This is a genomic window from Micromonospora sp. NPDC057141, from assembly GCF_042670805.1.
GTDB lineage: Bacteria > Actinomycetota > Actinomycetes > Mycobacteriales > Micromonosporaceae > Micromonospora.
Map to the genome: position 1 here is coordinate 53,801 of NZ_JBHUVA010000010.1, position 13,548 is coordinate 67,348.

12 protein-coding genes are annotated in these 13,548 nt (G+C 73.7%); 7 read left to right on the top strand and 5 right to left on the bottom strand.

The window, feature by feature from the left end; translation table 11 throughout:
• The first annotated feature begins 54 nt into the window (after positions 1–54).
• From ACFT41_RS09185 to ACFT41_RS09195, 3 genes are all read left to right on the top strand, one after another.
• Complete coding sequence (locus ACFT41_RS09185) at positions 55–1,899, top strand: ABC transporter ATP-binding protein (protein ID WP_377585865.1); 1,845 nt, start codon at positions 55–57, stop codon at positions 1,897–1,899.
• Positions 1,900–1,970: 71 nt separating this feature from the next.
• Positions 1,971–3,809, top strand: a complete 1,839-nt coding sequence (locus ACFT41_RS09190) for an ABC transporter ATP-binding protein (RefSeq protein WP_377585990.1) — start codon at positions 1,971–1,973, stop codon at positions 3,807–3,809.
• 71 nt (positions 3,810–3,880) lie between these two features.
• On the top strand, positions 3,881–4,222 hold the full coding sequence (locus ACFT41_RS09195) for a YciI family protein (RefSeq protein WP_377585863.1): 342 nt from the start codon (positions 3,881–3,883) through the stop codon (positions 4,220–4,222).
• Positions 4,223–4,335: 113 nt separating this feature from the next.
• On the opposite strand, the gene ACFT41_RS09200 is transcribed toward ACFT41_RS09195, so the two are convergent.
• The 5 genes from ACFT41_RS09200 to ACFT41_RS09220 all read right to left on the bottom strand — a co-directional run bounded on the left by ACFT41_RS09200 (position 4,336) and on the right by ACFT41_RS09220 (position 8,847).
• Positions 4,336–4,650, bottom strand: a complete 315-nt coding sequence (locus ACFT41_RS09200) for a hypothetical protein (RefSeq protein WP_377585860.1) — start codon at positions 4,648–4,650, stop codon at positions 4,336–4,338.
• Positions 4,651–4,796: 146 nt separating this feature from the next.
• Positions 4,797–5,444, bottom strand: a complete 648-nt coding sequence (locus ACFT41_RS09205) for a hypothetical protein (RefSeq protein ID WP_377585858.1) — start codon at positions 5,442–5,444, stop codon at positions 4,797–4,799.
• A gap of 127 nt (positions 5,445–5,571) precedes the next feature.
• Complete coding sequence (locus tag ACFT41_RS09210) at positions 5,572–7,239, bottom strand: CotH kinase family protein (RefSeq protein ID WP_377585855.1); 1,668 nt, start codon at positions 7,237–7,239, stop codon at positions 5,572–5,574.
• Positions 7,239–7,916: a DUF4956 domain-containing protein gene (locus tag ACFT41_RS09215; RefSeq protein WP_377585852.1), complete on the bottom strand. Its 678-nt coding sequence runs from the start codon at positions 7,914–7,916 to the stop codon at positions 7,239–7,241. The genes ACFT41_RS09210 and ACFT41_RS09215 overlap by 1 nt, the downstream gene beginning before the upstream one ends.
• Before the next feature lie 13 nt (positions 7,917–7,929).
• Positions 7,930–8,847, bottom strand: a complete 918-nt coding sequence (locus tag ACFT41_RS09220; RefSeq protein ID WP_377585850.1) for a polyphosphate polymerase domain-containing protein — start codon at positions 8,845–8,847, stop codon at positions 7,930–7,932.
• Between the two features lie 214 nt (positions 8,848–9,061).
• Between ACFT41_RS09220 and ACFT41_RS09225 the strand changes: the two genes are divergently transcribed.
• The 4 genes from ACFT41_RS09225 to galT all read left to right on the top strand — a co-directional run bounded on the left by ACFT41_RS09225 (position 9,062) and on the right by galT (position 13,443).
• The gene (locus tag ACFT41_RS09225) at positions 9,062–9,658 is read left to right on the top strand and encodes a DM13 domain-containing protein (protein WP_377613784.1); all 597 of its coding nucleotides are present in this window, start codon (positions 9,062–9,064) and stop codon (positions 9,656–9,658) included.
• 98 nt (positions 9,659–9,756) lie between these two features.
• Positions 9,757–11,286 carry an adenylyl-sulfate kinase gene (gene cysC / locus ACFT41_RS09230; protein WP_377581809.1) on the top strand — a complete coding sequence of 510 codons (1,530 nt, stop codon included), beginning with the start codon at positions 9,757–9,759 and terminating at the stop codon, positions 11,284–11,286.
• A gap of 202 nt (positions 11,287–11,488) precedes the next feature.
• Positions 11,489–12,361 (top strand): DeoR/GlpR family DNA-binding transcription regulator, encoded by an 873-nt coding sequence (locus ACFT41_RS09235; protein WP_377581807.1) that lies wholly within the window; start codon positions 11,489–11,491, stop codon positions 12,359–12,361.
• Positions 12,358–13,443: a galactose-1-phosphate uridylyltransferase gene (galT, locus tag ACFT41_RS09240; RefSeq protein WP_377581805.1), complete on the top strand. Its 1,086-nt coding sequence runs from the start codon at positions 12,358–12,360 to the stop codon at positions 13,441–13,443. Before ACFT41_RS09235 ends, galT begins: the two co-directional genes overlap by 4 nt.
• The last annotated feature ends 105 nt before the right edge of the window (positions 13,444–13,548 follow it).

Below are 13,548 nucleotides of genomic sequence, written 5' to 3' on the forward strand. Positions count from 1 at the left end.
AGACTGCCGAAAGTTGACAGCGGCGACCGTCCACTTTGGCGCTACCGTCGGTTGGTGCCTGCGGAGAGCGACGGCGACCCGGCCCACCGGGGCGACTCCGCTCGCCCGCTGCGCAACCTCTGGCGGCTGCGCCCCTACCTGCGCCCACACGCCGTCGAGTTCTGCTGGCTGTTCGCGGCGGCGCTGGCGGCCACGGGGGCAAGCCTGGCCGTGCCGCTGGTGGTGCAGCGGGTGGTCGACGGTCCCGTCGCCCGGCACGACCCGGGCGGGCTGGTCCGGCTGGGTGGGCTGGCCCTGCTGCTCGGCCTGGCCGAGGCCCTGCTGATCTTCATCCGCCGGTGGGCCCAGTCGTCGTCCTCGGTGGGCATGGAGGCGGCGATCCGGGCCGACATCTACGCCCACCTGCAGCGGCTGCCGGCCGGCTTCCACGACCGGTGGCAGTCCGGCCAGTTGCTGTCGCGGGTCACCAGCGACCTGTCGGTGATCCGCCGGTTCCTCTCCTTCGGCCTGCTGTTCCTGGTGCTCAACCTGGTCACGTACGCCGCCGTGGTGGTGCTGCTGGTCCGGCTGCACCCGGCGCTGGGGCTGCTGGTGGCGGCCAGCGCCGCGCCGCTGTTCCTGATCAGCCGCCGGTTCGGCCGTTACTACCACGCGGCGTCGCGGCGGATGCAGGACCAGCAGGGCGACGTGGCCACCCTCGTCGAGGAGACCGCGCAGGGCCTGCGCACGATGAAGGCGTACGGCCGGGGGCCGGAGCTGGCCGCCCGGTTCGCCGACGGCGCGCGGGCGCTGCGCGACACCGGCGTGGCCAAGAGCCGGCTGCTGGCCCGCACCTCGGCGCTGTTCGACCTGGTGCCCAACCTGACCCTCGGCGTGGTGCTGGTCGCCGGGGCGGTCGCCACCGCCCGGGGCGCGCTGACCATCGGCGAGCTGGTCGCCTTCGTCAGCCTGCAACTGATGCTGATCTGGCCGGTGCAGTCGCTGGGCTGGATCATCGCGAACGGCCAGGAGGCGGCGACGGCCGCCGACCGCATCCAGGAGGTGCTGGACACCGAGCCGGCGATCGTGGACGGCCCGCACGCGGTCGCCCCGGCCCGGGCTGCGGTCCGGGGCCGGCTGGCGTTCGAGGGCGTGTCGTTCCGCCACCCGGGATCGCCCGCGCCGGTGCTGCGTGGCATCGACCTGACCGTGGAGCCGGGCGAGACGCTCGCCCTGGTGGGGGCGACCGGCGTCGGCAAGAGCACCCTGCTCTCGCTGGTGCCCCGGCTGCACGACGTGACCGCCGGCCGGATCACCCTCGACGGCCACGACGTGCGGGACGTGCGGCTGTCCTCGCTGCGCCGGCTGGTCGGGGTGGCCTTCGAGGAGCCGACGCTGTTCTCCATGTCGGTGTGGGAGAACCTCACGCTGGGCTGCCCGGACGCCGACGAGGGCGAGGTCCGGGCGGCGCTGGCGCTGGCCCAGGCGGACTTCGCGTACGAGCTGCCGTGGGGGCTGGCCACCCGGGTCGGCGAGCAGGGGCTCACCCTCTCCGGCGGGCAGCGGCAGCGGCTGGCGCTGGCCCGGGCCGTCCTCTGCCGGCCGGCGCTGCTGGTGCTGGACGACCCGCTGTCCGCCCTCGACGTGCACACCGAGGCGCTGGTCGAGGCGGCGCTGCGGCGGGTGCTGCGGGACACCACCGCCCTGCTCGTGGTGCACCGGCCGTCGACGGTCGCGCTGGCCGACCGGGTGGCGCTGCTGGAGCGGGGGCGGATCACGGCGGTCGGCACCCACTCACGGCTGCTGGCCACGGTGCCCGCGTACCGGGCGGTCCTGTCCGCCGATCCGCCCCCGGCCGACACCCTCCCGGCCGACACCTTTCCCGCCGGGCCGGACGGGCGGGGGCTGGTGCGGTCGTGACCACCACCACCGACGCCGCCGCCGACGCCGACGACGCCGACGACGACGACCGTTCCGGCCCGGCGACGCACCTGGACCTTCAGCGCTGGCGGGGGCGGGCCACCGACCCGGAGGCCGACCGGAGCCGCGCCGAAGAGGCCACCCCCGAGGCGATCGCCCGGCTGCGGGTGCGCAGCCGGGCGCTGCTGCGCGACCTGCTGCGCCCGCACCGGGGCCGGCTGGGGCTGGCCGTGGGGCTGCTACTGGCCCAGAACGCCGCCGCCATGTCCGGGCCGTACCTGGTGATGCTCGGCATCGACCGGGCCATCGGGCCGCTGCGGGCCGGGGACAACGGGCCCCTGGTCGCGATCGCCGGCGCGTTCGCCGCCGCCACGCTGATCGAGTACGCGGCCCGGCGCGGCTTCCTCACCCTCTCCGCCCGGATCGGCCAGGCCGTCCTGCTGGAGCTGCGCCAGCGGGTGTACGGCCACTTCCTGCGGCTGTCCGTCGGCTTCCACGAGCGCTACACGTCGGGCCGGATGATCTCCCGGCTCACCAGCGACCTGGACTCCATCGCCGAACTGCTCGACGGGGGCGTCGACAACCTGGTCCTCGCCGCGCTGTCGATCCTGTCGGTGGCCGGCATCCTGCTCTGGCTGGACCTGCCGCTGGCCTCGGTGACGCTGCTGGCGTTCCCGTTCCTGTTCTGGCTGTCCCGCTGGTTCGCCCGCGCCTCGGCCGGCGCGTACCGGCGGACCAGGGAGGCGGTGTCGCTGGTCATCGTCCACTTCGTCGAGTCGCTGCGCGGGATCCGGGCGGTGCAGGCATACCGGCGGGAGCCGCGCAACCAGCGGATCTTCGCGGCCGTGAACGACGACTACCGGCAGGCCAGCCTGCACGCGTTCCGGCTGATCGCCACGTACTCGCCGGGGATCAAGGTGATCGGAAACGTGACCGTGGCGGTGGTGCTCGGCTACGGCGGGGCCCGGGTGCTCGGCGGCGGGACGGAGGTGGGGGTGCTCGCCGCGTTCCTGCTCTACCTGCGCCGGTTCTTCGAGCCGATGCAGGAGCTGAGCCAGTTCTACAACTCGCTCCAGTCGGCCACGGCGGCGCTGGAGAAGCTCGCCGGGGTGCTCGACGAGCAGCCGGGGGTCGCCGAGCCGGTGCACCCCGTGCCGCTGCCCGGAGGCGGCGCGCGGGGTGCGGTGGAGTTCCGGTCGGTCTCCTTCGGCTACCGGGCCGGCGCTCCGATCCTGTCCGGTCTGGACCTGACCGTGCCGGCCGGGCAGGCCGTCGCGCTGGTCGGAGCCACCGGGGCGGGCAAGTCCACCATCGCGAAGCTGCTGGCCCGGTTCCACGACCCGGACGCCGGCACGGTCGCCCTGGACGGGGTCGACCTGCGGGACCTGGCCGACGCCGAGCTGCGCCGGGCGGTGGTGCTGGTGACCCAGGAGAACCACCTGTTCAGCGGCTCGGTGGCGGAGAACATCCGGTTCGGCCGGCCGGGCGCGGACGACGCGGCGGTGCAGGCGGCGGCCCGCGCCATCGGCGCACACGACTTCATCGCCGCCCTGCCCGACGGGTACGCCACGGAGGTGCGCCGCCGCGGCGGGCGGCTCTCCGCCGGGCAGCGGCAGCTCGTGGCGTTCGCCCGCGCGTTCCTCGCCGACCCCCGGGTGCTGATCCTCGACGAGGCGACGTCGTCGCTCGACGTGCCCACGGAACGGCTGGTGCAGCGGGCGCTCGCCACCGTGCTGCGGGACCGGACGGCGCTGGTGATCGCGCACCGGCTCTCCACCGTCGAGACGGCCGACCGGGTGCTCGTCCTCGACGGCGGCCGGGTCGTGGAGGACGGCCCACCGGAGCGGCTCACCACCATCGGCGGCCGGTACGCGGCACTACGCCGCCAGTGGCACGACTCCCTGGTCTGACCGCCGGTAAGGAACCCGGCGGTCGGCGAGGATGGGGGCGATCCCTGACGGGCGAAGAAGGAGCCGACGCGATGACGAAGTACCTGATCTCGTTCCCGAGCGACGCCATGGTCCTTCCCGACGGGGATCTCCAGGCGGTCTCGGATGCGTCGCACGCGGTGGTGCAGGAGGCGAGGGATGCCGGCGTCTGGGTGTTCGGCGGCGGCATCGACGAGAGCGTCCCGCCCGTCCTGGTGGCCGGGGACGGCACCGTGACCGAGGGGACTTACCCGCAGACGCGGCAGCTCGACGGCGGCTACGCGGTGCTGGAGCTGCCGTCCCGCGAGGCGGCACTGGAGTGGGCCGCGAAGATGGCGGCCGCCTGCCGATGCGCGCAGGAACTCCGCGCGTTCCACTACGACCCGGCCAGCTGACGCCCCTGCCCACCCGGTCCCCGCCCGCTCCTTCCTCGGTGATCAAGAGGAAAGCGTCAGGATTGATCTCGGCGGTGACGCAAACTTCTTGATCACCAGGCCGGGAAGGCCTGTCAGGGCCGGGTGGAGGAGGTGGGCTCCGCGAGTAGGTCGCGGCGGAGCCGGTCGACCGCGCGGCCGGAGCCGAAGAGCAGCACCAGCAGCAGGGCGGCCAGGCCAGCGAACACCGGGACGGTCAGCGACGGGCCGTGGAAAGGGCTGTCGAACTGGGACCGCACCGCGATCGGCGCGAGCGCCTGCGCGGAGAGCACCAGCGCGGCCGGCCCCAGCACGAGCAGTGCGAGCCGCCGCCCGAGGTCCGGGCGGGCGTCCGCGGTCGGTGCCGCCGGATCCTCCGGGGCGTCCTGCGCCGCGCCGGGCGGAGCCATGCCGCGGCTTCGTCTGCGACCCGGACGTGCTGGACACCCGGGCCACGTCGTCGCTGACCCCGCAGATTGGGCGGAGGCGCTCGGCCCGGCCGACGTGCTCGACCGGCTGACGCTGGTCGCCTGCGCCGTGTGAGCTGTGTGTGGTTTCACCAGCCGCGCAGCATGCGTACGCCGAGCAGGGCGGCGACCACGGCCGGCCCGAGCAGCAGGGTGACCGCCTGGAGCCGGTACGGCATCCGGTGTCGGGCCAGCTCGGCCGCGTTCCCGCCGATGATCACGCCCGCGAGCAGCACGAAGCCGCCCCACCAGTGCGTCTCCCCCGGGTCGACCACCCGGTTGCGGATCAACATCAGGGTCGCCCCGACCCCCGTGCCGGCCAGGGCGAGCAGGGCGACCGTCCGGTGCAGCCCGCGCGCCAGCGGGTCGCCCGGCCGCCACAGGTAGGTGCCGGCGACCGCCAGGCAGGGCAGCACGACCAGCGCGGGCCAGCCCCGGCCCGTCGTGCCGGTCATCAGCAGCGCCCCGACCGTGCAGACGAGCAGGCCGACGCAGCCGACGACGTACCCGGCGAAGGCCCGGCCGCCGCCGCGGGCCAGCAGCGCCCCGCCGACCGCGCCGATCAGCGCGCCGGGGATCAGCACGAAGCCCGCCCACCAGTGGAACCGGCCGGTCGCCTGGGCGACCGAGGTGGTCGCCGCCACGGCCACGCCGGCGGCCGCCAGGCTGGTCGCCCAGTGCGGGAAGCTCTTCGGGTACGTCCGCCGGGGCGCCGCCCGGCCCGTGTCCGCCACCATGCTTCCAGCCTGCCGGCTGGCGGGGGCGGGAGCCATCCGGCAGGCCCTACCTTCTCCGTTCCGGCGGCCGGGCCCGCCCCGCACCGCGCCGGTTCCTCGACGGGCGGCGCGGGGCGGGCCCGCCAGGTCAGCTCCGGGTGATCACCTCGTTGCTCTTGAGGCTCTCGGTGCGCTGCTGGACGAGGGTGCGCAGCTGCGCGGCGTCGGAGTCCACCACCGTCGCGTCCACCCCGTCCACGGTCTTCAGCACGCCGGTGATCGCGTCGAGCGCCTCGGTCGCCCGGCCGCTGGCGTAGACCTGCTGGTAGAGCTCGCGGTACGCGTTCTCGTAGACCTCCTTGAACGCATCGCTGGCCAGGAACCGCTCCTTGAGCTTGTGGCCGGTCATCATGCCGCCGCCGACCCGGCCGCCCCGGCCGGCGTCGCCGTCCTCCTGCTCCGTGGCCCCGTCACCCGGCGGCTGCATGCCCTCGGGAAGCTCCATGCCCTCCGGTGGCTGCATGCCCTCGGGAAGCTCCATCCCCTCGGGGAGCTGCATGCCGCCCCGCATGCCGAAGCTGCCGCTCTCGTGCGGGCCCTGGGCGGCGTTGCCGCTGAAGGTCAGGTTGTGGTCCCAGCTGAGCACGCTGAACTTCTTGGTCTCCAGGTCGTACCAGAGGTAGTAGTTCTTCCCCGGCCCGGACATGTCGTCGAAGTTGAGCAGCAGGTTCTGTAGAGCGACGTAGCGGGCGAACGACTCCACGTCGACCCGGTCGGCCAGCTTCGCGTCGAACTCCTCGTCGCTGGCCGAGTTGACCCACCTGATCAGGTTGATCACGGGTTGCAGGTCCTGGCTGCCCTTCATCGTGATCTGCTTGAAGTCGTCCTGGTAGTCGGTCTGGTCGTCACCCTGGTCGGTGAAGCTGCTGCTGGCCAGGGACTTGTAGAGCACGCCGGAGCCGCCCACCTGCTCGGCGAAGTGCTCGTCGGGGTGCTCGACCAGCAGCCGGGCGGTGGTGGGCCGGTCGTTGACCGTGAACGACGAGTACGCGTACCGCTGGGCGGTCTCGCCGGTGCTGTCCAGCAGGGACAACGCGAGCGCCTCGTTGAGCACGGTGGAGCCGCCGCCCATGCCGGCGACGCGGACGGCCACCTCGCGGTGCCCCTGGTACCGGCGGCCGTCGACGAACTCGTCGAAGCTGATCAGCCAGGGCAGCGTCTCGGGCTCCTCGGCCTTCAGGCTGGTGCGGGTCATCCCGCCACCGGGAAACCCGCCACCGGCCTGCTGCCGGCCGTTCTGCTGCTGACCACCGCCCTGCTGGCCGTTCTGCCGGCCGACGCCGGCGGGGCGCTGGCCGCCGCCGGCCGGGCCGCCGCCGTTACCGCGCGGCTTGGACTCGCCCTTCCAGGTCAGGCTCTGCAGGGTGGAGTTGCCCTTGAGCCGGATGCCCACGCTGGGAATCGTGGTGCCGTCGACGGTCAGGTCCGCCTCGACGTACCCCTTCTCCCCCTCCTTCCAGTAGGCCTCCAGCATCCGCTGGTAGTCGGTGTCCCGGAAGGTCAGCGAAATGGAGTGCGCGACGGTGGCGTCGAACAGGCTCGTCGTGCCGGCGATGTCCACCGTCACCGTGTCCGCGGCGGTGTCGCCGGCGCTGGTCACGTACGGGCGGATCCGCTCGGTGCCGAGGACCAGGGTCAGCACGGCGAGGAACGCCGCGCAGGTGGTGAGCAGCTTCCAGTTCTGCCGCACCCGGGCGGGCAGCCGGCGGCGCAGCGCCCGGGGCAGCGGGGACCTGGCCCGGGCGGGCTCGGCCATCACAGGTCCGTCTGGTCGTAGCCGGTGAGCACCGTCACCCGCTGGCCGGACGTCCGCTCGCTGAGCGCCGAGATCAGGTCGCCCGGCTCGGTGCCCTTCTTGAGCCGGACGGTGTACATCAGCTCGGTGAGCGCGCCGGCCCGGATCGACTCCAGGCTGACCAGCTCGAACTCGGTGGTGTAGCGGACCAGCACGTCCTGGATGTCGGCGGTGTGGTTGCCACCGGCCGGGACCTGGACCTTGACCACCTGCCGCTGCACGTTCAGCGCGAACCAGTTGAACCGGTACATCACCACGATGATCAGACTGATCGCGACGGCGGCGACGACCGCCAGGGTGTAGAACCGGGTGCCGCAGGCCATCCCGACGCCCATCACCAGGAAGATGAACCCGACGTCCCGGGTCTCCTTGATCGCGTTGCGGAACCGGACCACCGACAGCGCCCCGACCAGGGCGAACGCCCGCGCGATGTTGGAGCCCACCACCAGCATGATCAGCGAGATCAGCATGCCGAGGATGATCAGCGTCTGCACGTACGACTGGCTGTAGGAGACGTTGCGGTGGGTGGCCCGATAGATCCACCCGATCATGGCACTCAGCAGGAACGACAGCGACAGCGCGATGGCGATGTCACCCACGCTGAACGTGCCGGACAGGTCCTGGAACGTGATGTCCATCGGTGTTCGGGCCTCACTTCTCGAAGGTGGCCGCCGCCAGCGCGGCGGCGGGGTCGTGGTCCTGGACGTGGCAGATCGAGCGCGGGGCGCGGCCGAACGCCTCGACGCTCTGGCAGTACTTGGAGACCCGCACCACCGACAGTTCGGCGCGGGCGGCGAGGTCGGTGAGCCAGTACGGCACCCGCTCGTTGGCCTTGATCTCGACGACCGCGAGCCGGGCCGGCACGATGAGCCGGTTCTCCGCGTCGGCGCCGAGGTGGAAGTCGCGGTCCCGACCCCGGACGCGGTGGTCGAGGGTGACCCGCAGCCCCAGGTCGGAGTCCTGGCCGACGTACGCCTCACGGTGGTATCCGGTCATCGCCACCGGCCGCAGGTCGAGCCCGGAGACGAGTTCGAGGACCTCCTCGACGAACCCCCGCTGGGCCGGGTCGTGCGCGACCGGTGCCCGCTCGTCGAGCAGCCGCCGAGCCGCCCGGTACGGCAGGGCGATGCGACGCTTCTGGGTGACCCGGTTGACCCGCTGCTTGATTTCGACGTAGACGGTGGTGTCGTCGTCGATCGTGGACCGGTCGCCGTAGTGGCGCACGCGCAGCTTCCGACGGAACCTGAGCCCTTCGATCTTCTCCCAGTAGAACCGCAGGTCGGCGGTGTCGTAGTAGACGCTCCACACGCCGTACCCGCTGGTGCCGGCGAAGCTGTCCGGGGCCAGCCGGCCGGCCAGCTCCCGCCGCAGGGCCGCCACCTTCGTCGCGTCCAACAGATACTTGATCTCGTACCGGTTGAACGCGTGCAGCTTGCTCGGCGCCCGCAGCGCGTGCCCAGCCTGGTCCTGGCCGGCGGCGGTCGGGTGCGCCGGGTCCGGGGTCGGATCGCCGCGACGCTCAGCAGCCAGCTCCGGGGGCCGGGCTCGGCGGTTGAACCGTAGACGCATGGACGCACTTCCTCCGGTCTGGGTGGCGCGGATCGGTCGGAAGGGCAGACAACCGGGCGGGTATGGAAACGGCGTATGAACGACCTGTGGATGGGCTATGGACGGCAGGTGACGATCGCCCGACGCGGCGGTAAGGCTCCCGACGATCGCCGGTAAGGCTTCCGTAACCGGCGCGACCGGTGCCGGCCGGCGCGGGCGACGCAAGACTGGACGCATGATCGTTCGCCTGTTGCACAAACCGCTGACCTGGGTCGCGGTCGTCGTGATCGCCGCCGGGGCCGCCTTCGGCCTAGCCTGGTTCCAGCCCTGGAAGCTGGTCACCGACACCGAGGTCGACGAGATGCTCTCGGCCGTGGAGGCGACCACCGGCCCGGCCGCCCCGGGCCCGGCCGACGCGCCCGCGACCGGCCCCGGTTCCACCACCGGCCCGGCCGCCGCGCCCACGCCGGCCGGGCCGACGCTGGTGAGCCGGGGCGACTTCGTCACCCACGAACACGACACGTCCGGCCGGGCCCGGATCGTCCGGACCGCCGACGGACGGCACCGCCTGGAACTCGTCGGGCTGGCCACCAGCAACGGACCGGACCTGCGGGTCTGGCTCACCGATCAGCCGCTACGCGAGGGCGTGGCCGGCTGGCGGGTCTTCGACGACGGCCGTTGGGTGGAGCTGGGCCGGCTGAAGGGCAACCGGGGCGACCAGGCGTACGACATCCCGGCGGACACGGACCTGACCGCCCTGACCAGCGTCTCGATCTGGTGCAAGCGGTTCTCCGTCTCGTTCGGCGCGGCCCCGCTGCGGGCCGCCACCTGACCCCGTGGCGGGGATCAACCCCTAGTGATGGGAATGGCACTCTCGACCGATCGGCGACGGGCTGAGAAACTGTGAGCCGGCCAGAAAGTGGGGGTGCGATGAGCAACGGGTGGGTGCTGCCCGACGAGGTGCTTCGGGACGCGCCGGCGTACACGCCGCGTCCCGGGGAACTGGCCGATCTCGAGTTGCTGGTGTCCGGGGCGTACGCGCCGCTGACCGGCTTCATGACCCGGGCGGACCTGGCCTCGGTGAGTCGGCGGGGTCGGCTCGCGGACGGCGCGCCGTGGCAGGTGCCGGTGGCCCTCCAGGTGCCGGCGGCGCTCGCCGGCGGCCTGGATCCGGCCGATCCGGCCCGCCGGGTGCTGGTGCTGTCCGACGGCGAGGGCGCCCCGGTGGCCTCGCTGGAGGTCACCGACGTGTGGTCGGCCCGCGAGGGCGTCGCCGGGGTCGGCGGCACCGTCCGCCGGCTCGGCGACGGCGGCCACGGCCCGTTCCAGCGGCTGCGCCGCAGCCCGGAGGAGGTCCGGGCGCTGCTGCCCCCGGGCCGGGTGCTGGGGGTGTTCGCCGACCGGCCGCTGCACCGACCGCAGCTCGCCCAGGTCGCCCACGCGGCCCGCACCCTGGGGGCGCACCTGCTGGTGATGATCCCGGTCGGCGAGGGGACGATCAACGGGCTGCCCTCCGAGGCGCTGGTGCGGGCGGTCTTCGCCGCCCGGGACCGGATGCCCCCGACGACCCTGATCGCGGTGCCGCAGGCCCGCCGCCGGGACGAGATCAGCGACGCCCTGCTCCAGGCCCGGGTGGCCGCCGCATACGGGGTGACCCACCTGCTCTCCACCGGCGAGATGCTCTCCGGCGCCGGGCTGCGGGTGCTGGTGCCCCGCGAGCTGGCCTACGACAACCGGGACGGCCAGTGGCGCTGGCGGGAGGACATCCCGCCGCGCAACCGCCGGCTGGCGCTCGGCCAGGCGGAGATCGACGATCTACTCGACCGGGGCTTCCCGCTGCCGGAGTGGCACACCCCGCCGGCCGTGGCGAAGGAACTGGTCCGGGCCCGGCCGCCCCGGCGGCACCGGGGGCTCGTGCTGTTCCTCACCGGGTTCTCCGGCTCGGGCAAGTCGACCATCGCCCGGGGCCTGGCGGACGTGCTGCGCGAGGGCGGCGACCGCACGGTGACCCTGCTCGACGGGGACGTGGTGCGCCGGGAGCTCTCCGCCGGGCTGACCTTCAGCAAGGCCGACCGGGACCTGAACGTCCGGCGGATCGGCTGGGTGGCGGCCGAGATCGCCCGACACCGGGGGGTCGGCATCTGCTGCCCGATCGCCCCGTACGCGGCGGCGCGGACCACCGCGCGGGAGATGGCGCACGCGGCCGGGGCCGGGTTCGTGCTGGTGCACGTGGCGACCCCGATCGAGGTGTGCGAGCAGCGCGACCGCAAGGGCCTGTACGCCCGGGCCCGGGCCGGCCTGCTCACGGGCATGACCGGCATCGACGACCCGTACGAGGTGCCCACGGACGCCGACATCGTGGTCGACACGACCGACATGTCGATCGACGAGGCGGTGCAGGCGGTGATGCACCACCTGACCGAGACCGGCTGGGTGGAGCCGCGCCTCCAGTCCACCTGACCTCGCCGCTTCCCGGCCCGTCGCCGCCGCCCGGTCCTCCGTCGAAGAGGGCCGGGCGGCGGCGCGTCCGCCCGGAACGTGTCGGGGCCGCCGACCCCCTGCGGCCCTCGCTTCCGCAACGGCCACCCACCGCGCTAGTGTTCAGCTTTGTTGGAACGCGTGCGACCACGTGAGAAGTGGGCGCAGGAGTCGGAGGTGGGGAATGCTCGCGCGGCAACGGCAGGCGGCGATCCTGGAGCGCGTCCGGGCCACCGGCGGCGTCCGGGTGACCGAGCTGGCCGCCGAGTTCGGCGTCTCCGACATGACGATCCGGCGCGACCTGGACACGCTGCACGAGCAGGGCCTGCTGGCCAAGGTGCACGGCGGCGCCACCACGACCGGCCCCGGCTCCACCGACGAGCCGGGCTTCCACGCGAAGTCGGTGCGCCAGCTGCCCGAGAAGGCCGCCATCGCCGCCCGCGCCGCCGAGCTGGTGCGCCCCGGCGCGGCGGTCGCCCTCTCCGCCGGCACCACCACCGCCGAGCTGGCCCGCCGGCTGGTCGACGTGCCGGGGCTGACCGTGGTGACCAACTCCCTGCCGGTCGCCGAGATCCTGCACGCCGGGGGCCGCACCGACCAGACCGTGGTGCTCACCGGCGGGGTGCGGACGCCGTCCGACGCGCTGGTCGGGCCGCTCGCGGTCGCGGCGATCCGGTCGCTGCACCTGGACCTGCTCTTCCTCGGCGTGCACGGGATCAGCGAGCGGGCCGGCTTCACCACCCCCAACCTGATGGAGGCGGAGACCGACCGGGCCCTGGTGGCCGCCGCCGACCGGCTGGTCGTGCTCGCGGACCACACCAAGTGGGGCACCGTCGGCATCTCCTCGATCGTCGAGCTGGCCGCCGCCGACGTGCTGGTCACCGACGACCGGCTCGCCCCGCAGGCCCGGCAGGTGCTCGAGGAGCGGGTCGGCGAGCTGGTCCTGGTCGAGGGAGTGGGGACGACGAACAGATCGGCGCCGGGTCGGACGTCGGCCCCACCGGATCGCGGTCCCGGCCGCGTGGCCGCGCCGACGAGGGAGGGAACGGCGGAGTGAAGCGTACGACGATCGAGCTGGCCGACGGCCGGGAGCTGATCTACTTCGACGAGCGGGACGACGCGGTCCGCGACCAGCCGGACCGGCGGGAGCTTCCGCCGCCGCCGCCCGCGTCCCAGCTGCGGTACGACCCGCTCACCGACGAGTGGGTCGCGGTCGCCGTGCACCGGCAGACCCGGATCTTCCTCCCCCCGGCCGACCAGTGCCCGCTCTGCCCGACCCGCGGCGACCGGCTCAGCGAGATACCGGCACCGGACTACGACGTGGCCGTCTTCGAGAACCGGTTCCCGTCGCTGAGCCAGCGGATCGCCGAGGAGCCGGCGGAGATCACCCCGTTCACCCCGGTCCGGCCGGGCCAGGGGCGGTGCGAGGTGGTCTGCTTCACCGACGACCACAACGCCTCGTTCGCCGGCCTGCCGCCGGGCCGGGTGCGCACGGTGCTCGACGCCCTCGCCGACCGGACGGCGGCGCTGGCCGAGCTGCCCGGGGTGGAGCAGGTGTTCTGCTTCGAGAACCGGGGGGTGGAGATCGGGGTGACCCTGCACCACCCGCACGGCCAGATCTACGCGTACCCGTTCGTCACGCCGCGCACCCGGGCGCTGCTCGGCGCGGCCCGCCGGCACGCCGGGCGCACCGGCGGCGGCAACCTCTACGCCGACGTGCTCGCCGCCGAACGCGCCGCCGGCACGCGCGTGGTGGCGGCCAACGAGCACTGGACGGCGTACGTGCCGGCGGCGGCCCGGTGGCCGTTCGAGGTGCACGTCGCCCCGCACCGGCCGGTGCCGGACATCCCCGCCCTGACCGACGCCGAGCGGGACGCGTTCGGCCCGCTCTACCTGGACCTGCTGCGCCGCTTCGACGCCCTGTTCGACATGCCGATGCCGTACATCGCGGCCTGGCACCAGGCGCCGGTGCGGATCGACCGCGAGCTGGGGCACCTGCACCTTCAGCTGTTCAGCATCCGGCGGGCGAAGGACAAGCTGAAGTATCTGGCCGGCTCGGAGTCGGGCATGGGGGTGTTCATCAACGACATCGCCCCGGAGCGCGCCGCCGCCCTGCTGCAAGCAGGGGCCCCTTGTTGACGCCTTCTGTATAGCAGGGCCCCCTGTTGACAGCGGACGGGCGGTCGCGGGCAGCGACAGCAGGCACGCGGGGCGCCGCCGAAACAGGGCGCGGGGGGCCCGGAA